The following is a 22,605-nucleotide window of genomic DNA, read 5'->3' as shown; positions in this document are numbered from 1 at the left end:
GGACCCCTGACGGCGGCCGCACCCTTACTCAACCTGATGGTTGACCACGGAGCCGCGCAGGTCCATTCTTGTATTCAACCTACTGGTTGATTACAGGATGGGAGGGCGACATGGACCAGAGCGCGGACGAGCTGTCCCGGGCGTTCGCCGCACTGGCCGACCCCGTCCGGCGGGACATCGTCGCCCGCCTCACCGTCGGTGACGCCACCGTCTCCGACCTCGCCGCCCCCTACGACATGAGCCTGCAGGCCGTCAGCAAGCACGTGATGGTCCTGCAGGACGCCGGGCTCGTCACCCGCCGTCGTGAGGCGCAACGCCGCCCGGTCCACCTCGAGAGCGAGGTACTGGCCACCATGACCACCTGGATCGAGCGATACCAGCGACAGGCCGAGCTCCGCATGGCCCGTCTCGAGGAGGTCCTGACCGACCTCCCTTCGCCAGACCGCACGAGTGGAGAAGACCAATGACCGAGCACATCACCACCGCCACCATCACAGCCGATCCCGAGCTGCCGGCGATCCGGATCACCCGCGACTTCCGGGCGACACCGGAGCAGCTCCTCCGCGCCCACACCGATCCCGACCTCTACGCCATGTGGGTCGGACCGCACGACCTGTCCACCCGCATCGATCACTGGGACGCGCGGACGGGTGGCAGCTGGCGTTTCACGAACCTTCGCGGCGCGGGGAGCGAGACCGAGGAGTTCCGCTTCTTCGGCAGCTTCCACGAGGTGCGACCCGACCGGATCGTGCAGACCTTCACCTTCGAGGGCTTCGGCGACGCCGTGTCGCTGGAGACCATGACCTTCGAGGACCTCGGCGACGGGTGGACGCGACTGCACGGGCACTCGCTCCTCGACTCCTTCGCCAGTCGCGAGGCGATGCTCGCCTCGGGCATGGACGTCGGCATCAACGAGGGCTACGCGGCCCTTGACTCGATGCTCGGTGCCGGGGAGGTCGCATGACCTCGCTGACCGAGATGTCGGTGGTCGAGCGCTACCGGTCCGCCGCCGCCAGCTTCACCGAACGAGTCCAGGGAACCAGCGACTGGGACGCCCCTTCGCCCGTCCCGGAGTGGCGGGCCCGCGATGTCGTCGGGCACCTGACCACGTGGTTCCCGGCCCTCGTGTCGTCAGGTAGCTCGGTACGCCTCGCCCCGGTCGCCTCGGCGGACGACGACCCGGTGGCCGCGTGGACCGGGACCGACGTCCAGGTACGGGCGCTGCTGGCGGACCCGGCGAGCGGGGAGGTGACGTTCTCGCACGAGTTCATCGGCGAGCTGCCGCTGCCGGCGATGATCGACCAGTTCTTCACCAGCGACGTCGTCTTCCACACCTGGGACCTCGCCCGGGCCACCGGTCAGGACGACCGGCTCGACGAGGAGTTCATCGCGGGGGCGCTGGAAGGGATGTCCGCGCAGGCGGAGCTCATCCGCGGCTCGGGGCAGTTCGGGCAGCAGCAGCCGGTGCCGCCGGATGCGACCATCCAGGACCGGTTCTTCGCCTTCATCGGGCGGGACCCCCGCTGGGCCCCGCCTGCCTGACCGGGACACATCGCCCTGACCTGCTCCGTCGGGCACGGCCGGGACACAACGCGGCCCCGGACAGATATCCCGGCCATTCGCGACCATCCCGGGCATGACGAAGGGGGCCGGTCACCCGATGGTGACCGGCCCCCCGTCGCGCTTGGAGGTGTGCGGTGATGTGGCCTCGAGGCTCAGCCGCGAACGGCCTTGCACCTCGACCACCGTGAGGGCCCTCAGTCGGAGGAAGAGCCGCCGTCGCCCGCCTCGATGAGCGGGATGTCGAGCTCGCCGACGTTGGGCGCGCCGTGGAAGATGAACTTCGCGGACTTGCCCTCGCCCTCGACGTCCACCGCGACGATCTCACCGGCGGACAGCTCGCCGAAGAGGATCTTCTCGGAGAGCACGTCCTCGATCTCGCGCTGGATGGTCCGCTTGAGCGGACGGGCACCCAGCACCGGGTCGTAGCCGCGCTTGGCCAGCAGCTCCTTCGCCGCAGTCGTGAGCTCCATGCCCATGTCCTTGTCCTTCAGGCGCTTGTCGAGCTTGGCGACCTCGAGGTCGACGATCTGGACCAGCTCGTCCTGGCTCAGCTGCGGGAAGACGATCGTGTCGTCGACGCGGTTGAGGAACTCCGGACGGAAGTGGTTCTTCAGCTCGTCGATGACCTTGCCCTTCATCCGCTCGTAGTCGGTGCGGTCGTCCTTGTTGGCGACGAAGCCCATCGACCCCTTGGAGATGTCCCGGGTACCCAGGTTCGTCGTCATCAGGATGATGGTGTTCTTGAAGTCGACCATCCGACCCTGCGAGTCGGTCAGACGGCCGTCCTCGAGCACCTGGAGCAGCGAGTTGAAGATCTCCGGGTGGGCCTTCTCCACCTCGTCGAAGAGGACCACCGAGAAGGGCTTGCGGCGCACCTTCTCCGTCAGCTGGCCACCCTCGTCGTACCCGACGTAGCCGGGAGGCGAGCCGAAGAGACGGCTGACCGTGTGCTTCTCGGAGTACTCCGACATGTCGAGGGTGATCAGGCTGTCCTCGTCGCCGAAGAGGAACTCCGCCAGGGCCTTGGCCAGCTCGGTCTTACCGACACCGGTCGGACCGGCGAAGATGAACGAGCCACCCGGGCGGTGCGGGTCCTTCAGACCGGCACGGGTGCGGCGGATCGCTGCCGAGAGGCCGTTGATCGCGTCGTCGTTGCCGATGACCCGCTTGTGCAGCTCGGCCTCCATGTTGAGCAGTCGCGTCGACTCCTCCTCGGAGAGCTTGAAGACCGGGATACCGGTCGAGGCGGCGAGCACCTCGGCGATCAGCTCCTCGTCGACCTCGGCCACGACGTCCATGTCGCCGGCCTTCCACTCCTCCTCGCGCTTGGCCTTGTCCGCGAGCAGGTGCTTCTCGTCGTCGCGCAGGCTGGCGGCCTTCTCGAAGTCCTGGCCGTCGATGGCCGACTCCTTCTCCAGACGGACCTGGGCGATCTTGTCGTCGAACTCCTTCAGCTCCGGCGGAGCCGTCATCCGGCGGATGCGCAGGCGTGCGCCGGCCTCGTCGATGAGGTCGATCGCCTTGTCCGGCAGGAAGCGGTCGTTGACGTAGCGGTCGGCCATCGTCACCGCGGCGACGATCGCCGGGTCGGTGATGGTCACCTTGTGGTGCGCCTCGTAACGGTCACGCAGGCCCTTGAGCATCTCGATGGCGTGCGCCAGCGAGGGCTCGTCGACCTGGATCGGCTGGAAGCGGCGCTCCAGCGCGGAGTCCTTCTCGATGTGCTTGCGGTACTCCTCGAGCGTGGTCGCACCGATCGTCTGCAGCTCACCGCGGGCGAGCATCGGCTTGAGGATGCTGGCGGCATCTATGGCGCCCTCGGCCGCTCCCGCACCGACGAGGGTGTGGATCTCGTCGATGAAGAGGATGATGTCGCCGCGGGTCTTGATCTCCTTGAGCACCTTCTTCAGACGCTCCTCGAAGTCACCGCGGTAGCGGCTGCCGGCGACGAGCGAGCCGAGGTCGAGCGTGTAGAGCTGCTTGTCCTTCAACGGCTCGGGGACGTTCTCGTCGACGATGTCCTGGGCGAGACCCTCGACGACGGCGGACTTGCCGACGCCGGGCTCACCGATGAGGACCGGGTTGTTCTTCGTGCGGCGCGAGAGGACCTGCATGATGCGCTCGATCTCCTTGGTCCGCCCGATGACCGGGTCGACCTGGCCATCACGCGCGGCCTGGGTGAGATTTCGACCGAACTGGTCGAGCACCAGCGAGCCCGCGGGCTGGCCCTCCTGCGGACCGGAGCCCGCACCGACACCAGCAGCCTGGCCCTCCTTGCCACCCTGGTAGCCGGAGATGAGCTGGATGACGGTCTGGCGCACCCGGCCGAGGTCCGCGCCGAGCTTGACGAGGACCTGGGCGGCCACCCCTTCGCCCTCGCGGATGAGGCCGAGCAGGATGTGCTCGGTGCCGATGTAGTTGTGGCCGAGCTGCAGCGCCTCGCGCAGGGACAGCTCGAGCACCTTCTTGGCGCGCGGGGTGAAGGGGATGTGCCCCGACGGCGCCTGCTGGCCCGGACCGATGATGTCCTGGACCTGCTCACGGACGGCATCGAGGGAGACGCCCAGGGACTCGAGCGCCTTGCTCGCCACCCCTTCGCCCTCGTGGATGAGGCCGAGCAGGATGTGCTCGGTCCCGATGTAGTTGTGGTTGAGGAGGCGCGCCTCCTCCTGGGCCAGGACCACGACCCGGCGGGCCCGGTCGGTAAACCGTTCGAACATGGGATCTACCCCTTCATGTGTCGCTCAGACCACGATGCTACGTGCCCGCCCCGGGTTCTCGAGGTCGAGCCTTCTCATCCGGTGCCAACGCCGCACCCGGCTCGGCTGTTCCACGGCCTCGACGCCGTGTGGAATGTTCGCTCTCAGCGCACAGGCGTCAGCCCGCGGCGGGCTTCGGGACGTCGATGACGACGTCGAAACCCATGAGGTCAGCACCGGATGCGACCGGTTTCTTCCCCTCGCCCGAGTGCGCGTTCCGAGCATCGCCGTCGCGCCACGCCACGAACGACTCCTCGTCCGCCCACCAGGTGATGACGAAGTAACGGTCCTCACCATCTGTGGGCCGCAGCAGTTGGAACCCCTCGAATCCCGGCGATGAGTCCACGGTGCCCTTGCGCTCGGCGAAACGACGCTCGAGCTCCTCGCGCGCCTGCTCGGGGACACTGATGGCGTTGATCTTGACGATGCTCATGAGGCGACCCTAACCCCGGAATCATCCACCGAGGCACGCTCGCAAGCCCATCGCCCGTGCCCGACTCGTGCGTTCCCCACCGATAGACTCCGGAGCGTGTCCGGCGGGGCTACGGCGGGTCTCGGTGGTCATTGCACGAGCCCCTGTCGTATCCCTCGTTGGGCGGTGGCCATGAATCCGAGCGCTTCGCGCGTCGTACGGCAGGTCCGGGCGCCATACGCCCCAACCGTCGGCGCGATGGTGTTCTTCTGGCTGGCCTTCACCCCGGCCCTGCTCCCCCGCAGTGCGATCTTCCAGGCCCTCGTGGCCGCGGTGGCTGCCCTCGGGGGCTACGGTCTCGGCGCCCTGCTGGGGTGGGTGGTACGCAGTTGCGGCGGGCGCCTGACCGGTCATCCGCGCCGTGTGGCGTGGCAGGTCACCGGCCTCATCGCGGTCATCGGGACCGTGCTGACGCTGTGGGCGTACCTGCGCTGGGAGAACCACCTGCGTGACCTCGTCGGCGTGCCCCACCTCGGGGTGGGGGCGGCGCTGCTCACGCTCGTCCTGGCGGCCCTGCTCTTCGTCGTGTTCCTGGCGATCGCTCGCGTCATCAAGACCGCCGGACGCGCGCTCTCACGCGCGCTCTCCCGGGTGCTGCCGGCTCGGGTGGCAGTGGTCGTGGGCGGCGTGGTCGTCGCGCTGCTCGTCAACGTGCTCGTCACTGATGTGGCCGGCAACCGCCTCCTGCGCAGCCTCGACTCCACCTTCATGGTCATCAACGACGAGTTCAGCGCCGACATCGCCGCGCCGACGAGCCGACACCTGTCGGGCGGGCCCCGCTCGACGGAGGCCTGGGACGACCTGGGACGTCAGGGGCGGGTCTTCATCACCAACGCCCCGAGCCGTGAGCAGATCGCGGGGTTCACCGACGGTCCGGCCCGGCAGCCCGTGCGCGCCTATGTCGGGGTCGGCGCCGACCACGAGGTCGACCTGCGGCAGGAGGCCACCCGGGCCGTGCGGGAACTCGAGCTCGCCGGTGGCTTCGACCGAGCGGTCATCAACGTCGCCACGGGTACCGGGCGGGGGTGGATCAACGAGAACCAGACCCAGGCCCTGGAGTACATGTGGGGCGGGGACACGGCGACCGTGAGCATGCAGTACTCCTACCTACCCAGCTGGCTGTCGTTCCTCGTCGACGAGGACAGGTCCCGCGAGGCAGGCCGTCTGCTCTTCAACGCCGTGTACGCGCGCTGGTCCGAGCTCCCTGCCGGAGAACGTCCGAAGCTCGTCGTGAGCGGTGAGAGCCTGGGCTCCTTCGGCGGAGAGTCGGCCTTCAGCGGCCACCAGGACCTGGCCCTGCGCACCGACGGCGCACTGTTCGTCGGCCCGACGAATAACAACACCCTGTGGCGCCGGTACACCGCGGCACGAGATGCCGGCACCCCGGAAGTGCTCCCGGTCTTCGACCGCGGCGAAATGGTGCGGTTCGCCGACCGTCCCGAGGACTGGGACGTCCCGACCGCTGCGTGGCCCGATACCCGGATCGGCTACCTCCAGCACGCCAACGACCCCATCACCTGGTGGGACTGGTCCTTGGCCTGGCACAAGCCCGACTGGCTGCGCGAGCCGCGCGGACGTGCAGTGTCACCATCGATCCGCTGGATCCCCGGCATCACGATGCTGCAGCTGGGTGCGGATCAGATGGTCGCCAACGACGTCCCGCCCGGGCAGGGACACCAGTTCGGGCAGGAGCCGGTGTACGCCTGGGCCAAGATACTGCCTCCGCCCGGGTGGACCACTGCCGACACCACGCGCTTGGCGCCCGTGGTGGAGACATCGGTGGGGTCCAGCCTCGAGTGACCTTCCGAGGCCAGTCATCGAACCCTCTCTACCTCCGCCAACTCATCAGCTGCGCCGCTGGCAGTTCCCGCACCAGTAGAGGTTGCGGCCGGCGACGTCCTTCGCCTTGATGATCGAGCCGCACCGGTCGCAGTCCTGGCCGGTCCGCTTGTACACGTAGCTCGTCCGCTCGTCGAGGTGCACGTCCTCCCCCTTCGCCAGGGCGGACTCGATCTGCGCCACCTCGTCCGCGACGGTCACGATCCGACTCGTCGCGACGCCGAGGGGCAGCAGGCGCCGCAGGTCTGCCCAGATGAGGTCCCACGAGCTGCGCTTGAGCCGCTCACCGGGGGTCATCGGGTTGATCCGGTGCCGGAAGAGGACCTCGCAGCGGTAGACGTTGCCGACGCCGGCAAGCACCTGCTGCTCCATGAGCAGTGCGGCCACCGACTTCCTCGACCGGTGGATCCGCTCCCACGCCGGTTCGCCATCGCTGTCCCGCAGGGGATCCGGGCCGAGCTTGTGGTGCACGGCCGCTTCCTCGTCCGGGGTGATGACCCGGCAGGTCATGGGGCCACGCAGGTCAGCGACGTGCCGGTCGCCGGCGATGCGGCAGCGGACCTGCCCGATGACCGGCCGCTCCCCCACGTATGCCGTCGCGTCGATGGTGAAGCTGCCGATGAGACCGAGATGGACGTGCAGGACCCGCTCGCCGGCGAACTCGACGAAGAGGTGCTTGCCGTGGGCGCGTGCCTCCACGACCTCGTGGTCGGTCAGCAGCGCGGCACCGGCGGCAAACCGCCCCTGTGGGGACGACACGGACACGACCCGACCGGCAAAGGCGGCGCGCAGGTCCCGGGCGATCCGGTGGAGAGTGTGGCCTTCAGGCATGGCGAAGGGAGGTCAGCTCGCCTTCTTCTTGGTTGGCGACTTCTTCGCCGTTGCCTTCTTCGCCGTTGCCTTCTTCGCCGTTGCCTTCTTCGTCGTCGCCTTCTTGGTGGTCGACTTCTTCGCCGGGGACTTCTTGGCGGTGGCCTTCTTCGTTGGGCTCTTCTTGGCGGCGGCCTTCTGCGCCGGGGCCTCATCCGGGGAAGAGTCCGTGCTCTCCCCGCGGGACTTCTTGGCCTTGTCGACCGACTTCGCCAGCGCCGCGAGCAGGTCGACGACCTCGCCGCCCTCGTCCTCCTCCGCCTCGGGGGCGCTGACCTCGCCCCCTTCGATCTTGGCCTTGACGAGGTCCTCCACGGCGATGGCGTAGTCGTCCTCGAACTCGTCGGCGTCGTAGTCTCCGGCGAGCTCGTCGATGAGCAGACGAGCCATCGCCATCTCCTTCTCGCTGGCCTCCCCCGCCTCGTCCACCGCGGCGAAGTCCGCGCTGCGGATCTCGTCGGGCCACAGCATCGTCTGCATGACGATGACGCCCTCACGCACGCGCAGCACCGCCATGGTCATCCGGGTACGGATGGAGACGGTGACGATCGCCATCCGTCCCTGGGCCTCGAGAGCCTCACGCAGCAGGACATAGGGCTTGGTCGCCGACTTGTCCGGCTCGAGGTAGTAGCTCTTGTCCAGCAGCATGGGATCGATCTGGTCCTCGGGGACGAACTTCTCGACGCTGATCTCCTTGCTCGAACGCGTCGGCAGGCCGGCCATGTCCTCATCGGTGAGCACGACCATCTCGCCGTCCTGCGTCTCGTAGCCCTTGGCGATGTCGTCGTAGGCGACCTCCTCGCCGTCGATGCTGCAGAAGCGCTTGTACCGGATCCGACCGCCGTCGGTGCGGTGGACCTGGCGGAACTGCACGTCGTGGTTCTCCGTCGCGGAGTACAGGCGGACGGGGACGTTGACGAGGCCGAAGGAGACGGCCCCCTTCCAGATGGCGCGCATGGACCCAGCATGCCTGCTTCGCACGTCCACGTCAGCCCTGCGTCGCCGAGTGCGGCAACCGGAAGGTCACCCCCTCGAGCGCTGTGGGATGGTCGTCAGCCATCGGTCACCCGGTGGCGTCGGGCGAGGAGGTGGTGGTCCATGCCAGTCGGAATCCACAGTGCCCGCTGCTGGAGTCGCGACCGCTGGCGGTCCGGGCAGCGACGCGGTACCGGTTGCAGTAGGAGTCGTGGCACAGGTAGGAGCCGCCGCGGATGACCTTGCCCCCGCGCCAGTCGTCAGAACACCACTCCCAGACGTTGCCGCTCGTGCAGAACAGACCGAACCCGTTCGGCTCGAAGCTGTCGACCGGCATGGTGCCCACCCAGTCGTCGGCGACATCCGGTCGCTCCGGGAAGTCGCCGCGGAAGATGTTGCACCGGGCCACGGCGTCGTCGTCATCACCCCAGGGGTAGCGCGCCCCGACGAGGCCACCGCGGGCCGCGCACTCCCACTCGGCCTCGGTGGGCAGACGTGCACCGGCCCACCGCGCGAAGACCTCGGCATCCCGGTGCGAGACATGGGTGACCGGGTGCTCGGCCCGCCCGTGCAGCTGACTGCCCGGACCTTCCGGCTGGCGCCAGGTCGCGCCGGTCACGGCGCACCACCAGGGTGCGCTGACCGGCCGGGGGCCGGAGTCGGCGAGCGCTGGGGGCAGGAGCCCGGCGAAGACGTGGCTCCAGCCGAAGAGCTCTGCATCGGTGGTGTGTCCGGTGTCCGCGACGAACAGCGCGAAGTCCGCTGTCGTGACGGCGCACGGATCGATGGCAAAGGCGTCGAGGGCCACCCACCGCTGCGGGCCCTCCCGGTCCGCGGCGAACCCGACCGTCTCGTCCGTGCCCATCAAGAACGTCCGGGCCGGGATCGTGATGCCGCGTCCCCGCAGCCGGTCCACGGTCTCCGGGCGAGCCCGTCGGGTCGCACCGGCGTCTGCGTGGGAGGCGCCACCGGTCTCGCGTCCGGGCACGCAGCACGGGTGACCGGTCATTTCTCCTCCGAAGACTGCAACGGCGCGAGCGCGGCAAGGTCGTCGGCGATGGCGCGCAGCTGGGTGGGGCTGATGACGCCCACCGCGACGGTCGCGAGGTCGAGCAAACTCATCGAGAGAGCCTCGTCGGGGAGTTCCATGTCGGCCAGCTCGCCGAGATGGAGGCGCATCACGTCCGTGCACCGAGCGTCACTTCTGAGTACGCCGACAGCGGTGGTCACCGGTACCCCACCGGAGGGGAAGTCCTCGGGTCGCAGCACCGTCATCCGGGACCTGTCGACCTGGGGCGCGTGCTCACGGCAGGTCAGGTGGCTCTCGTCCAACGGCCCCTCGACGGGTAGGCCCATCCGTGCGAACTGCGAGGCCGGGGCATCGTTGGAGACCATCAGGTCCCGCATCAGGGTGGCCATCCGCAGCTCGGCCGCGTCGTCGATCATCGGGTCCACCTGCTGTGGGTCCGCGGTCAGATCAAAGAGCATGCTGCCGAAGGCGTAGGGGTCGGAGTAGGTGGCCCCGGGCAGCTCGAGCACGGGGACACCCTTGGTGAAGTTGAAAGGAGAGACGAGTCGCGCCTCACGCAGCGTGCTCACCGGCATCCGGCCGCGCATCAGCGTGGGCATCAGGGTGTACTCCTCCAGCCCCGGGTTGCCGGGCCCGACAGGAGCACGCATGTAGACCCACCGACCGTCGGTGACGTTGACGTGTCCGCCAAAGATCCCGAACAGGGCAGCAGGTCGTCTCCTCTCGTCGGCGCGGATGACCTCGCGCAGCGGCCGGCCCTCCATGTCCTCGGTCGGGGCCACGCCGAAGAAGTCGAGCAGCGTCGGGGCCAGGTCGATCGTCTGCACCAGCGCCTCTCGGCGCTCGCCCGCAACCCGGTCGCGGGGGTCCCAGGCGAACATCGGCAGGTGGATCGTCTCGTTGTAGTAGGGAGGCGTGTTCTTCCCCCACCAGTCGTGCTCTCCCAGCAGGAAGCCGTGGTCGGTGCACACAATCAGCATCGTGTCGTCCCACATGTCGTGGCGGTCCATGACCGCCAGGACCCGACCCAGGCTGGCGTCGCACATGGACAGCAGCGATGAATAGAGGCTGCGCACGTGCTCGACGTCCTCGTCGGACTCGGTCACCGGGACGTAGTCGGGCCAGTCGAGGTCCGGCCCCTCACGCCACGCGTGCCGGTCGGCGTAGAGCTTGCGGTAGTCCTCGGGCGCGAAGAAGGGCTCGTGCGGATCGAAGGTCTCGATCTGCACCAGCCAGTTGTCCGCACCGGCGTTGGTCTCGATGAACTCCAGACCGAGGTCGAAGACCCGGGTCTGCGGATGCGTCTCCTCGGTCGCCGTGTAGGCGCGGTTGACCCGGTCCTGTCGCCGCAAGGCGTGGTTGGTGGCCGCCTCGAACCACGGCTGGTCGGCCCACTCCTCGGGGTCGTCGACCACCCCCTTCCACTCGTCACCCTCCTGCCCGCGGACGAACTCGAAGGTGTTGAAACGGGCGTGGTATGTGGCCCCGCCATCACCCCAGTAGTGCTGGTGATCGGTGATCAGGTGCGTGTGGACGCCGGCGTGCTTGAGCATCTCGGGCGCGGAGTCGTCGAAGGGCTCCAGCGGCCCCCACGCGCGGTGCAGGAAGTTGTATCGACCGGTGTGCATCTCCCGGCGAGCCGGCATGCACGGCATCGAACCGCCGTAGGCGTTGTCGAAGGTGACCGCTCGCCGGGCCAGGTCGGTGAAGTTCGGCGCATGGACCCCGGTGGCGCCGTACGGCGGGAGATACCGCCGGTTGAGGGTGTCATACATGACCACGATCGCGCGCATGGCGACCCCTTTCTGTGGACCGATTGCCTGCCGTGTGCCGACTAGGGAACGCCGCGCACCTTCCACACGACCAGTCCGCCCACCATCGTCAGCGCTGCCGCGACGCTGTACAACCCGAAGTAGCCCCCCGCATACATCACCAGCAGCGCGGCCAGGGCCGGAGCTGCGGTGTTCGGGATGTGCACGGCGAGGTTGACGATGCCGATGTGGGCGGCGCGGTCGTCGGCGGAGGGCAGCACATGGTTGATCAGTGCCTGGTCGATGGCCTGGAAGACCCCCCAACTGACTCCGAGCAGGCCCGCGGCCGCCATCACGACGGTGAAGTCGGTGGCGACGGCCATGACCAGGCAGGCGATCGCCACACCGAAGGACGAGAGCGAGACGAACCTGCGCCTCTTGCCGCTGCGGTCACTGGCGCGCCCCGACCAGATCGCGCTGATGATCACGAATACCGCGTAGATCGCCGACAGGATGAGCACTCCGGTCTCCGGGTCCGAGTAGTGCACCTGGTCGCGGAGGAAGTAGAGCAGGTAGAACAAGGCGATGGACTGCGCCAAGGTGACCAGCAGCCGGGCGAGGAAGACCCACCAGAAGTCGCGTGCCTCGTCCAACCGCGGCAGCGCGAACCCCGCTCGGCGTTCGACGCGGGGCGCCTCGGGCTCACGGTAGGTGAACGCGAAGGGCACCAGGCTGACGAGCATCACCGCACCGACGGCGAGGTACGCCGCCCGCGTCGGCAGAGCAGCCCCCAGCGCGGAACCCACGACGACGGCAGCAGTGTAGGTCAGGCCCATCACGCCGGAGACCCTGCCGTACTGGTGCTGCGGCACCCGGTCGGGCGGGATCGACTGGGCACTGGTCTGGCTCGCGGCCAGGGCGACCTGGAAGACGACCCACACGATGAGCAGCGCCACGTAGTCCTGGGTGAGCCCCGCCACGGCGAGCATGCCGGCGGCAACGAGGCTTCCGCCGATCATCCACGGCAACCGACGGCCGAGACGGGTACGCGTCGCATCAGCGAGGTGACCGGCCACCGGCCCTGCGATGACGGCGGCGAGGCCGCCGGCGGCCATCAGCAGCGCCAGCATGCGCTCCTTGTCCTGCGGATAGAGCTCCAGCACCTGGACGGCCAGCAGGATCTGGACCGGCGCTGCCCACGAGAGGTGCTGGCCGAAGTACATCAGCCCGTACCCGGCGACCCACCCCCGGCTGACCGGCGCGCGCTGGTTCGTCTCGACTGCAGTGGTCACTGGTGCGCCCGGATGTGCTCGGCGAACCAGTGGAAGGAGTCGCGTCGCGTGCGGGCCAGGGTGTCGTAGTCGACGTGCACGAGCCCGAATCGCTGGCGGAAGCCCTCCGCCCACTCGAAGTTGTCCAGCAGTGACCAGGTGAAGTAGCCACGCACGTCGACCCCTTGGCAGATCGCCTCACGCAGCGCCGTCAGGTGGGAGTCGAGGTAGTCGATGCGCCGCTCGTCGGCGATCCGGCCGTCGGCGGCGATCGGGTCGTCGTAGGAGCAGCCGTTCTCGGTGATCATCACGGGAGGCATGGCCTCGCCGTACCTGTGCCTCATCGTCATCAGGATCTGGGTGAGCCCCTCCGGCACGACCGGCCAGCCGAAGTCCGTCTGGGGCACGTCCGTGATCGGGGTGAAGGAGAACGGGAGCCCGTCGGGTGTGGACACCCCGTCGACCTCGCTCGACCCGCTGCCGGGAGCACCGACCCGGGTGGGGTTGTAGTAGTTGACCCCGTACCAGTCCAGCGGCTGGCTGATGATCGACATGTCGCCGTCCTGGACGGGCAGCAGTTCATTCCACCCCTCGCCGTAGTCACCACGCACGAGGGCATCGGCGAAGAGCCAGTTGTTGAGGTGGTCGAACAGCTCGGCCGCCTCCCGGTCGGCCGTGCTCTCGCCGGCACTCCAGGTGGGATTGTGGCTGGCCGCGACCCCGATGCTCCTCGCGCCGGTCGCCCGCAGGGACTGCACGGCCAGACCGTGTCCGAGCAGCAGGTGGTGGGCCACCGGCAGCGCCTCGAAGAGACCTGTGCGCCCGGGGGCGTGCACGCCGAGGCCGTAGCCGAGCATGGTCACTTCTCGGGGCTCGTTGATCGTGATCCAGTGCGGCACACGGTCGCCCAGTCGGTCGGCGACCACAGCGGCGTACTCCGCGAACCGGTGGGCGGTGTCCCGCGCCAGCCAGCCCCCTTCGTCCTCCACGGCTTGGGGGGTGTCCCAGTGGAAGAGCGTGGGCACTGGGGCGATGCCTGCCGCGCACAGCTCGTCCACCAGCCGGTCGTAGAAGTCGAGACCCGCCGCGTTGACCGCGCCGCTTCCCGTCGGCAGGACGCGCGGCCAGGCGATCGAGAAGCGATATCCCCCCACCCCCAGCTCGCGCATGAGGGCGACGTCCTCGGCGTAGCGGTGGTAGTGGTCGCAGGCCACCGCGCCGCTGCTGCCGTCGGCGATCACGCCGGGCTGCTCGCAGAAGGTGTCCCAGACCGAACGGCCCCGGCCGTCCTCGTCGACCGCACCCTCGATCTGGTACGCCGCCGTGGAGACTCCCCACAGGAAGCCATCGGGATAGCTCACTGACTCATCACCTCAACCTCGAAGAGAGCCCGACCGTAACACCAAAACCAAACGTGCACTAGGTTTTGGGCGCACCTAGACTCCCGACCATGATCACCCGACCCGGACGACGAGGGGCCTACTCCAAGACGCCTCGCCAGCGCGAGAAGATCCTCGACGCGGCGATGGCGGTCTTCGGCCAGCGGGGCAACCGGGGCTCGAGCCTTCGCGAGATCGCGGAGCGGGTGGGGATGAGCCAGGCCGGGCTGCTGCACCACTTCGGTTCCAAGAACCAGCTGCTGCTCGCCGTCCTGGAGCGCTTCGACCAGGAGGAGCAGCCTGATTCCCCGCCGCGGAGCGTGGCGGAGGGGATCGCCTACGTCCGCGAGGAGCTCATCCGGGGGCTCGACCGGCCCGGCCTCTTCCAGCTCCAGGTCACCATGTCCGCCGAGGCGACCGACCCCGCCCACCCCGCTCACGACCACTTCGTCGCCCACTACCGGAGGGTCAGCACGCAGTTCTGCGAAGCGATCGACGGGGCCGTCCATGCGGGACAGATCCGTGGGGACGTCGACGTCCCCGCGATGGCTCGTCTGATCATGGCCGTCCTCGACGGCCTGCAGCTGCAGAAGCTGCTCAACGAGGACGTCGACGTGCTCACCTCCATCGACCTGATGTTCGACGGGCTCCTCGCCGCCTACGGGGCCGACGATGCGGGGGTGACCGAACGGCCGGCGCACACCTGAGGCGCCAGGACGCAGCAAACCGTGCCCGTGCGGGCACGATGGAGGCATGCGCCCGATGCTCGCCACGCTCACCGAGACCGTCCCGGCGGGACCGGAGTGGGTCCACGAGGTCAAGTGGGACGGCATGCGCGTCCTCGTCGAGGCGAAGGGGGGCGCCCTGACCGTGACGAGTCGCACCGGCCGCGACGTCACGGTCGCCTACCCCGAGCTCGCGCCACTGGCGGACCTGTACGACGACATGGTGCTCGACGGTGAGCTCGTCGCCATGGTCGAGGGGCGGCCCTCCTTCGCCGGGTTGACCGAGCGGATGCACGTCAGCAGCCCCCGCCGCGCGGCGACCCTCGCCGTGAGCCGACCGGTGACGCTCATGGCGTTCGACCTGCTGCGCCTGCTCGGGCAGGACCTCACCTCCCAGCCGTGGTCGGCGCGACGGCAGCTCCTCGAGCAGCTCGAGATCGACGCTCCACGCTGGCAGGTCCCTCCGACCTACGACGACGGCGAGGGCCTGCTCGCCGCGACCGCGGACCAGGGCCTGGAGGGCATCGTCGCCAAGCGCCGCTCCTCTTCCTACGCCGCCGGGCGCCGCTCCCCCGACTGGCTCAAGCTGCCGCACCGCGCGACCGAGTCCGTGGCAATCGGTGGCTGGCGTCCCGAGGTGGGCGGACAGTTGCTCGGTGCCGTCCTCGTCGGTGTGCCCGGACCCGATGGCTGGGACTTCGTCGGCCGGGTGGGGTCCGGCCTCGCCGGCCGTGCGGGAGCCGCCATGCTCCAACGGCTGGGGCCCCTCGAGCGGGGGGACTCCCCCTTCGCCGCCGAGGTGCCCCGCGAAGATGCCCGAGGGACGACCTGGGTCGAGCCGGAGATCGTCATCGACGTGGCCAGCCTCGGCCGGGCCAGTGGCCGGCTGCGCCAACCCTCCTTCGTCCGGGTGCGCTCCGAACTCACGCCGACCGACCTGCAGGAGACGAGCGATGGCTGAGTCGACAGGATCCGTGACGCGGGTGCGGGTCGGGGACCGGACGATGCGCCTGACCTCGTTGGAGAAGGTCATGTACCCCGCGACCGAGACGACAAAAGGGGAGGTCCTCAGCTACTACGCGCGAGCCGGGGAGACGATCCTCGCCCACCTGTCCGGTCGGCCGGTGACCCGCGTGCGCTTTCCCCACGGCGTCGAGGACATGAGCTTCTTCGAGAAGAACCTGCCCTCCGGGGCCCCCAGTTGGCTGCCGCGGGTGCAGGTCGACGACGTCACCTACCCGCTCGTGGAGGACATGGCCCAGCTGACGTACCTGGTCAACCTCAACAGCATCGAGCTGCACGTGCCGCAGTGGCGGGTCGACGACGGCGCGCGACGCAACCCCGACCGGCTCGTCATCGACCTCGACCCGGGCAAGCCGGCCGGGCTGCACGAGTGCGCCACCGTCGCGCTGCTGCTGCGCGAGCGGCTCGGGGGGCTCGGGCTCGACCTGTACCCGGTGACCTCCGGCAGCAAGGGCATGCAGCTCTACGCACCGCTGGGCGGCGACCTCACGAGCGACCAGGTCCGCGACCTCGCCCAGCAGCTCGCGCAGGAGATGACGAAGAAGCACCCCGGCCTCGTGCTGTGGAGGATGACGAAGTCGCTGCGACCGGGCAAGGTCTTCCTCGACTGGAGTCAGAACGTCGCAGCCAAGACGACCGTGTGCCCCTACTCGATGCGCGGTCGTGACGACCCGTGGGTGGCGGCCCCGCGCACCTGGCACGAGGTCGAGGCGGGTGCCGAGGACCCGGAGGCGCTGCGGCAGCTGGACGTCGAGGAGGTGCTCGCCCGGCTGGAGGAGCACGGGGACCTGCTCGCCCCGCTGCTGTCCGCCAATCGCTGACCGCCTCCGAAACGTCCAAGACACCGCTGACGACCGAGGAACACACTGGTGCCATGAACGACATCCAGGTCTCCCCCAAACTCGTCGTGCGCGACGCCACGGCCGCCATCGCCTTCATGGTCGACGTCCTCGACGCCACCGAAGGACCGGTGCACCGCCACGCCGGGACGGTCCAGCACGCCACCGTGCACGTCGCCGGACGCGCGCTCAGCCTCAAGGACGCCGACGAGCACGACCCCGTCCCGTCACCGGGCGCCATCATCGAGGTCGTCTGCGCCGACCCGGACGCCGTCGCCGAGCGTGCGCTCGCCCAGGGGGCCGACGTCGTCTTCCCCGTGGACGACCAGCCCTACGGGGCCCGCGCCGGACGTCTGGTCGACCCGTGGGGCACACAGTGGCTGGTCACGACCCCGGTGGCTCCGACCTGAGCGACGTCCACGCGTGCGCCGCTCACGCCTGCCGCGGGCACCCGGCGCACGCGGTCAGTCCGGGCAGTGCGTACATCAGGCAGCACGACCTGCGGGCCGGTGGCGCAGCACCCAGGATCCGGGACAGGGCGATCTCCCACATGTCCTCGACCATGCCCAAGCGCTGCCGGCTGCTCATCTTCGTGGGCGTCGGCAGGTCCGTCGCGAGTGCGGTACCCGTGGCGCTGTAGCCCGAGAAGGCGGCGTCGTGCCGGTCCACATCGTCGGCGATCCGTCGGTGGTCACCGTGTCGAAGCTGCACCGCCACCGGGTAGAGGTAGGTCGGATCGAGATCGAGCGACCACAGCGCCGGGTCGGCGTCGAGGGCGAAGGGGGTGTGCACCGCCGCGGTCGCGATGACCGTCGCCAGCGGGTCGAGCAGGTACTGCAGGACGAACGCCGCGGGCATCCCGGCCGGCGCGGTGCCGGACTGGGCGATCGTCACCTCGCGGTAGGCCTCGATCCACGGCGGTGCGATCTGTGATGCACGCGCCAGGGGAATGCCACGGTCCGGGTCGCCGTCGTCGACGACCCGGACCGTGAGGAAGGCAAGATGCCGGTCGAGCTCCGCGACGACGGCGCGCAGCTCCTCAGCAGGCACCTCGCTCAGCCGTTGGCCTTGGCGTAGGCCTCGCGGACCTTCTTGCTGATCCGGCCGCGGTCGGACACGTCGTAGCCGTTGGACCGCGCCCACTGGCGGATCTTGGCCAGCTCCCCGCTGTTGGACCGCGAGGAGGAGGAACCACTGCTGCGACGACCGGCCACCCGACGACCGGCCCCGACGTAGCCGGCGAGGGCGTCGCGCAGTGCGGCGGCGTTGCTGTCGTTGAGGTCGATCTCGTAGGTCACGCCGTCGAGGCCGAAGGTGACGGTCTCGGTCGCGTCACCCCCGTCGATGTCGTCCTCGAGGATGATTTCAACTCGCTGGGCCATGGCTGACTCCGTTTCATGAAGAATGTTTTGCTGACCACATTCCACAATAGTCATGAGTCCCGCGAATCACCCAATGAGTTGTCCACAGGACCGTCTTTGGGCGGCAGGGGCTGACGATTACCCTTCACGTTGTCGCCGTGCTCGGCATTCCATTTCGCAATGGCTTTTCGCTCACTTCGGTCTGCCTCGATCATGTACCGGATGACCCAGTAGAAGAGATAAGCGACCCCGACGGTGGGCAGCAACGCCGCCAAATATGGCCAGAAGTCGTTGATGAAGGCACCCATGGTCAGGCTTCGGGCTTGGTGTGCGGGAAGAGAATGGTCTCGCGGATACCGGCACCGGTGAAGAGCATGATCAGGCGATCAATGCCCAGACCCAGACCACCCATCGGCGGGGCACCGAACTCCAGCGCCCGCAGGAAGTCCTCGTCCAGCTGCATTGCCTCGTCGTCACCTGCAGCCGCTCGACGGGACTGGTCCACAAGGACCTCGCGCTGGATCACCGGGTCGATCAGCTCGGAGAACGCCGTGCCGCGCTCGACGCCACCGATGAAGAGGTCCCAGGCCTCGATGAGGCCCTCCTTCCCCTTCTCCCGGTGCGGACGGGCCAGTGGCTGGGCGATGGCCGGGTAGTCGCAGATGAAGGTCGGCTGGACGCAGCTCGGCTCGACGAGCTCGGCGACCAACTCCATGGCGGCCTTGCCGGCGTCCCACGAGGGGTCGAGGTCGACCCCCTTCGCCCGGGCGATCGCACGCAGACGCTCGATCGGGGTGGTGACGTCGACGTCCTCGCCCACGGCCGCGCTCAGTGCCGGGTAGAAGGAGAGCCACTGCCACTGGCCGTCGAGGTCGACATCACCGGCAGCCGTGGTCACCTGTCGGGTCCCGGCGACATCTGCGGCGGCAAGAATGAGCGACTTGATCAGCTCGGCCATCGTGAACTGGTCGCCCCAGGCCTCGTAGACCTCGAGCGAGGTGAATTCCGGGGAGTGCGTGGAGTCCACACCCTCGTTACGGAAAAGGCGGCCCATCTCGTAGACGCGGTCCACGCCACCGACGACGGCCTTCTTCAGCGGCAGCTCGAGGGCAATGCGCAGCGACATCCCCTGGTCGAAGGCATTCATGTGCGTCTGGAAAGGACGTGCCGCGGCACCACCGTGAATGAGCTGCAACACCGGCGTCTCGATCTCGATGAACTCCCGCGCGTGCAACGTCTCCCGAATGGCGCGCACGATCTGAGCGCGCAGGCGGACCATGTCACGGGCCTCCTGGCGCACCACGAGGTCGGCATAGCGCTGGCGCACGCGTGCCTCCTCCGACAGCTCCTTGTGCAGGACGGGAAGGGGGCGCAGCGCCTTCGAGGCCATCGTCCAGGAGGTCGCCATGACCGACAGCTCCCCGCGACGGGAGCGGATCACCCGGCCGGTGACCGCGACGTGGTCGCCCAGGTCGACTTCGTGCTTCCACGCGTCGAGAGCCTCCTGGCCGACCTCGGCGAGGGAGAGCATGATCTGCAGACGTGTGCCGACCCCCTCCTGCAGCGCAGCGAAGGCGAGCTTGCCGGTGTTGCGCACGAACATCACGCGCCCCGCGACGGTGACGACGTCCTGGGTCTCCTCACCGGTCTCGAGGTGGCCCCAGGTGTCGTTGACCTGTGCGAGTGTGTGGGTGCGGGAGGCACCGACCGGGTAGGCCTGCCTGCCGTCGGCGAGGATGCGGTCGCGCTTCTCGCGCCGGATGCGCATCTGCTCCGGGAGCTCGTCGTCGACAGGGGGCTCGTTGGGGGTGTCACTCACGGGTCACCACGATATCCACGAACCTCCTGCCCCCCGAATCCGCTCAGTCCCGCGAGCGCAGGACCTGCCAGGCGAGCAGAGCGACCCCGAGGACGAGAACGAGCGGCCCGGCATCCACGGCATCCGCGATGAGCACGGCGGCGGCACTCGCCAGGGCCAGGTCGGTCCCCAGCACCAGTCCCGCGACGAGCCCCGTCTGCACGGCACCCGCCGGTGTGGACACGACCACCCCAAGGCCGGGAGGCGGGTCCTGGGACCGCAGCGTTCCGGCCGTCGCCCCCAGGGCGAGCAGGACCGGCGCGTACCAAGCCAGCCCCAGACCGAGGAGGGCGATGACGGAGCCGATGAGCGCGACCGCGAAGGGAGGTACGACCAGCACCGCAGTGACCGCGGCGGGATGCGCCGGCAGCGAGCGGCGTAGTCCCGGGCTCCCCACCCACATCCCCACGCCGCCGCCACTCGTGCGCGCGGCGACGAAGACGGCCAGCGCGGCCACGATGACTCCCGCCAGACGTCCCATGAGCAGGCCGACGGCGAGCGCCCCGAGGCACGCAGCGAGCATGACGAGCACCCGTCCGGCCCGCCGGCGCAACGCCCGCAGCTCGTGGACGAGGAGTCCGGACAGGCATCCCCCGGCTCCCGGGCCACTGACATAGCGACCTCGGCGAGCCAAGCGCCGACGCGCCGCGAGGACCTGCAGCGCGGTCCCGCTGAGCATGAGCGTCGACGCGCTCACCGCCTGCACCACCTGACCGGCGCGGGCCAGCTCGGCATCGCCGACCGCGCGGGCGGATCGAGCGGGTAGGACGGAGCCGCCCTGGCCGTGGAGCGAGGCGATGATCAGGACGAGCGTCGCGAGCAGACCGCCACCAGCGACCGACAGCACCACGGGCAGCGCACCGCCCGCGTGACCCGACCCACCGGCGAGAGCGATGCCGACCAAGGCACCCCACAATGACCCGACGACGACGGCGACGAAGGCCGTGGACGTGATGGCACCGCGCAACAGCACTCCGCGATCGGCGGGCGTCGACAGCAGCCAGGTGGCCCGGCCGGGATCGCTCGAGGCCGGGCCGGCGGATCGCAGGCCGGCCCACACCCCGATCACGCCGGCCACGGCCAACCCGGTCGCCAACGCCCGGTACCCGGACCTGCTGAGGCAGGTCACCGTGTCGCAGTCCGGGCTGAGGATGGCCGGGCCGGTCGCGGCGAAAACCATCGTCAGCAGGGTGGCCGCGATGAAGATCCCGACGTACCAGTCCTGGACGATCTGCCCCCAGCTGGCGGCGTCGACCGCGTTCCGCCGGCCACGGAGCACGGCCCGCGCAGCAGCCACGTCACCGACGAAGTGCCCCGAGTCGAGGGACCGCTCAGTCATGTGAATCGAGATGGACGACGCTGGCACCGCTGCGCCGCACCACTTCCGGGTCGTGGCAGGCCACGAGTACGGCCCGGTCGGACGCGGCCTGCTCTGCCAGCCAGTCCCCCAACCACTCCCGGCCGGCGTCGTCGAGACGCTGCTCCGGTTCGTCGGCGATGAGCAGCTCCCACGGCCGGACCATCGCGGTCGCGAGCGCGAAGCGCTGTGCCTGACCCGAGGAGAGCGTGCTGGGCACCTGGTCGGCGACGTGGTCGATGCGTGCCTCCTCGAGCGCCGCCACCACCACCGCTGACGGCGCACCGGCACCGTGTCCGCGGGCGAGGATGTCGAGGTGCTCGGCGACGGTCAGCTCGGGCAGCACGCCGAAGTCACCGAGGACGGCGCACACCTCCCGTCGGGTCTGCGGCACCCGGGTGTCCAGCCGGCGCCCACCGAGAAGGACCTCCCCCGCGTCCGTGCTCTCTCCGCCGAGGATGCACCGCAGTGCCGTGGACTTACCGATGCCGTTCGGCCCGACGAGAGCCACGACCTCACTCGCGCCGACCTCGAGGTCGAGTCCAGCGAGGACGGTCCGCCCGCCGAAGGCCTTGGTCAGTCCCCGTACCGTCAGCACGATCAGTCCAGATCGAGCGCGAGGTCGATGATCGGCGAGGAGTGGGTGAGCCCGCCGACGCTCATGTAGTCGATCCCGGTCGCTGCGTACGCGGCGGCGACGTCGAGGGTCAGTCCACCGGTCGCCTCGATCTCGACGCCCTCACCTCGCTCGGCGACCCAGGACCGGGCGGCGGCGACCGTCGCGCGCAGCAGGTCGATGGACATGTTGTCGCACATGAGGAATCGCGCCCCGGCCTCGAGCGCCTCCAGTGCCTGCTGGGTCGACTCGACCTCCACCTCGATCGCGACATCGGGATGGCGCGTCCGGATCGCGGCGTAGGCGGCAGCCACTCCCCCGGCGGCAACGACGTGGTTGTCCTTGACCATCGCCACGTCGAAGAGACCCATTCGCTTGTTGGTGCCTCCTCCGGCTCGCACGGCGTACTTCTCCAGCTCGCGCAGGCCCGGCGTCGTCTTGCGGGTGTCGAGCACCGTGCATCGGGTCCCGGCGAGGGCATCGGCCCAGCGGCGGGTGTGCGAGGCGACGCCGGACAGGCGAGAGAGGATGTTGAGCATCATGCGCTCGGCCATGAGCACCTGCCGGACGGGACCGTGAAGGACCGCGATGACGTCACCGGCTTCCAGTCGGGTTCCGTCGGCGATCCGCACCTCGAGCGAAGGGGGCGTCCCTCCCGTCATCGAGGCCACGCCGTCGAGGACGGGGGCGATGATCGGCGCGCCGGCGAGGACGCCGGGCTCGCGGGCGACGACGTGACCGGTCGCCGTCTGGTCGGCGGGGATCGTCGCGGAGCTCGTGACGTCGAGACCGTCGGGGCCGAGGTCCTCGGTCAGGGCGGTGCCTACGAGACGCCGCGCTGCCCCGAGTGGGAAGTAGCTCGTGGACGGATCCTTCTCTGACGCGATCACGTGCTGAGGGTACGGCAGCGCCGAAGA

23 protein-coding genes are annotated in these 22,605 nt (G+C 69.3%); 8 read left to right on the top strand and 15 right to left on the bottom strand.

The features are described 5' to 3' along the window. The first annotated feature begins 110 nt into the window (after nt 1–110). From BJY20_RS11285 to BJY20_RS11275, 3 genes are read left to right on the top strand one after another with little or no spacing between them, the layout of a single operon-like run. Nucleotides 111–467 (top strand): ArsR/SmtB family transcription factor, encoded by a 357-nt coding sequence (locus BJY20_RS11285; protein ID WP_185991618.1) that lies wholly within the window; start codon nt 111–113, stop codon nt 465–467. After that, complete coding sequence (locus BJY20_RS11280) at nt 464–964, top strand: SRPBCC domain-containing protein (protein ID WP_185991617.1); 501 nt, start codon at nt 464–466, stop codon at nt 962–964. Before BJY20_RS11285 ends, BJY20_RS11280 begins: the two co-directional genes overlap by 4 nt. Next, the gene (locus BJY20_RS11275; RefSeq protein ID WP_185991616.1) at nt 961–1,542 is read left to right on the top strand and encodes a TIGR03086 family metal-binding protein; all 582 of its coding nucleotides are present in this window, start codon (nt 961–963) and stop codon (nt 1,540–1,542) included. Before BJY20_RS11280 ends, BJY20_RS11275 begins: the two co-directional genes overlap by 4 nt. A gap of 215 nt (nt 1,543–1,757) precedes the next feature. Here BJY20_RS11275 and BJY20_RS11270 read toward each other — a convergent pair whose 3' ends face one another. Together BJY20_RS11270 and BJY20_RS11265 are read right to left on the bottom strand one after the other, a co-directional pair. Then, a complete protein-coding gene (locus BJY20_RS11270; protein ID WP_185991615.1) occupies nt 1,758–4,283 on the bottom strand; it encodes an ATP-dependent Clp protease ATP-binding subunit in 2,526 nt (841 codons plus the stop codon). Between the two features lie 157 nt (nt 4,284–4,440). Beyond that, nucleotides 4,441–4,755: an antibiotic biosynthesis monooxygenase family protein gene (locus BJY20_RS11265; protein WP_185991614.1), complete on the bottom strand. Its 315-nt coding sequence runs from the start codon at nt 4,753–4,755 to the stop codon at nt 4,441–4,443. Between the two features lie 237 nt (nt 4,756–4,992). On the opposite strand from BJY20_RS11265, the gene BJY20_RS11260 reads away from it, so the two are divergent. Next, complete coding sequence (locus BJY20_RS11260; protein WP_185991613.1) at nt 4,993–6,594, top strand: alpha/beta hydrolase; 1,602 nt, start codon at nt 4,993–4,995, stop codon at nt 6,592–6,594. A 45-nt stretch (nt 6,595–6,639) separates the two neighbouring features. On the opposite strand, the gene BJY20_RS11255 is transcribed toward BJY20_RS11260, so the two are convergent. From BJY20_RS11255 to BJY20_RS11230, 6 genes are all read right to left on the bottom strand, one after another. Next, complete coding sequence (locus BJY20_RS11255; RefSeq protein WP_185991612.1) at nt 6,640–7,464, bottom strand: Fpg/Nei family DNA glycosylase; 825 nt, start codon at nt 7,462–7,464, stop codon at nt 6,640–6,642. Nucleotides 7,465–7,476: 12 nt separating this feature from the next. Continuing rightward, on the bottom strand, nt 7,477–8,460 hold the full coding sequence (gene ku / locus BJY20_RS11250; protein WP_185991611.1) for a non-homologous end joining protein Ku: 984 nt from the start codon (nt 8,458–8,460) through the stop codon (nt 7,477–7,479). Between the two features lie 106 nt (nt 8,461–8,566). Next, entirely contained in the window at nt 8,567–9,487 is a 921-nt protein-coding gene (locus BJY20_RS11245) for a formylglycine-generating enzyme family protein (protein ID WP_185991610.1), read from the bottom strand. After that, the gene (locus tag BJY20_RS11240; RefSeq protein WP_185991609.1) at nt 9,484–11,301 is read right to left on the bottom strand and encodes a sulfatase; all 1,818 of its coding nucleotides are present in this window, start codon (nt 11,299–11,301) and stop codon (nt 9,484–9,486) included. Before BJY20_RS11240 ends, BJY20_RS11245 begins: the two co-directional genes overlap by 4 nt. Before the next feature lie 41 nt (nt 11,302–11,342). Next, nucleotides 11,343–12,551, bottom strand: coding sequence for an MFS transporter (locus tag BJY20_RS11235; RefSeq protein ID WP_221935310.1), 1,209 nt, complete (start codon nt 12,549–12,551; stop codon nt 11,343–11,345). Further along, nucleotides 12,548–13,891 (bottom strand): GH1 family beta-glucosidase, encoded by a 1,344-nt coding sequence (locus tag BJY20_RS11230; protein ID WP_185991608.1) that lies wholly within the window; start codon nt 13,889–13,891, stop codon nt 12,548–12,550. The genes BJY20_RS11235 and BJY20_RS11230 overlap by 4 nt, the downstream gene beginning before the upstream one ends. Before the next feature lie 89 nt (nt 13,892–13,980). On the opposite strand from BJY20_RS11230, the gene BJY20_RS11225 reads away from it, so the two are divergent. From BJY20_RS11225 to BJY20_RS11210, 4 genes are read left to right on the top strand one after another with little or no spacing between them, the layout of a single operon-like run. Next, nucleotides 13,981–14,616, top strand: coding sequence for a TetR/AcrR family transcriptional regulator (locus tag BJY20_RS11225; RefSeq protein WP_185991607.1), 636 nt, complete (start codon nt 13,981–13,983; stop codon nt 14,614–14,616). Between the two features lie 46 nt (nt 14,617–14,662). Continuing rightward, nucleotides 14,663–15,595: a non-homologous end-joining DNA ligase gene (gene ligD, locus BJY20_RS11220; RefSeq protein ID WP_185991606.1), complete on the top strand. Its 933-nt coding sequence runs from the start codon at nt 14,663–14,665 to the stop codon at nt 15,593–15,595. Then, nucleotides 15,588–16,478: a non-homologous end-joining DNA ligase gene (gene ligD, locus BJY20_RS11215; protein WP_185991605.1), complete on the top strand. Its 891-nt coding sequence runs from the start codon at nt 15,588–15,590 to the stop codon at nt 16,476–16,478. Before ligD (BJY20_RS11220) ends, ligD (BJY20_RS11215) begins: the two co-directional genes overlap by 8 nt. Before the next feature lie 53 nt (nt 16,479–16,531). Then, nucleotides 16,532–16,906: a VOC family protein gene (locus BJY20_RS11210; protein ID WP_185991604.1), complete on the top strand. Its 375-nt coding sequence runs from the start codon at nt 16,532–16,534 to the stop codon at nt 16,904–16,906. Between the two features lie 22 nt (nt 16,907–16,928). Here BJY20_RS11210 and BJY20_RS16480 read toward each other — a convergent pair whose 3' ends face one another. The 7 genes from BJY20_RS16480 to nadC form a co-directional block, all read right to left on the bottom strand. Beyond that, nucleotides 16,929–17,546 (bottom strand): (2Fe-2S)-binding protein, encoded by a 618-nt coding sequence (locus tag BJY20_RS16480; protein ID WP_185991603.1) that lies wholly within the window; start codon nt 17,544–17,546, stop codon nt 16,929–16,931. A 5-nt stretch (nt 17,547–17,551) separates the two neighbouring features. After that, nucleotides 17,552–17,878 carry a histone-like nucleoid-structuring protein Lsr2 gene (locus BJY20_RS11200; protein WP_185991602.1) on the bottom strand — a complete coding sequence of 109 codons (327 nt, stop codon included), beginning with the start codon at nt 17,876–17,878 and terminating at the stop codon, nt 17,552–17,554. A gap of 50 nt (nt 17,879–17,928) precedes the next feature. Then, nucleotides 17,929–18,165: a hypothetical protein gene (locus BJY20_RS11195; RefSeq protein ID WP_185992663.1), complete on the bottom strand. Its 237-nt coding sequence runs from the start codon at nt 18,163–18,165 to the stop codon at nt 17,929–17,931. A 2-nt stretch (nt 18,166–18,167) separates the two neighbouring features. After that, on the bottom strand, nt 18,168–19,625 hold the full coding sequence (gene lysS, locus BJY20_RS11190) for a lysine--tRNA ligase (RefSeq protein ID WP_185992575.1): 1,458 nt from the start codon (nt 19,623–19,625) through the stop codon (nt 18,168–18,170). A gap of 94 nt (nt 19,626–19,719) precedes the next feature. Next, the gene (locus BJY20_RS11185; RefSeq protein WP_185991601.1) at nt 19,720–21,054 is read right to left on the bottom strand and encodes a hypothetical protein; all 1,335 of its coding nucleotides are present in this window, start codon (nt 21,052–21,054) and stop codon (nt 19,720–19,722) included. Continuing rightward, nucleotides 21,047–21,670, bottom strand: a complete 624-nt coding sequence (locus BJY20_RS11180; protein WP_185991600.1) for an ATP-binding cassette domain-containing protein — start codon at nt 21,668–21,670, stop codon at nt 21,047–21,049. Before BJY20_RS11180 ends, BJY20_RS11185 begins: the two co-directional genes overlap by 8 nt. A gap of 2 nt (nt 21,671–21,672) precedes the next feature. Beyond that, nucleotides 21,673–22,575 (bottom strand): carboxylating nicotinate-nucleotide diphosphorylase, encoded by a 903-nt coding sequence (gene nadC, locus BJY20_RS11175; protein WP_185992574.1) that lies wholly within the window; start codon nt 22,573–22,575, stop codon nt 21,673–21,675. Nucleotides 22,576–22,605 lie beyond the last annotated feature (30 nt).

Origin of the sequence: Janibacter cremeus, from assembly GCF_013409205.1 — a bacterium.
In the GTDB taxonomy this organism is placed as follows: Bacteria; Actinomycetota; Actinomycetes; order Actinomycetales; family Dermatophilaceae; genus Janibacter; species Janibacter cremeus.
The sequence above is the reverse complement of the archived record's forward strand: the minus strand, read 5'-3'. Positions and strand labels throughout refer to the sequence as shown.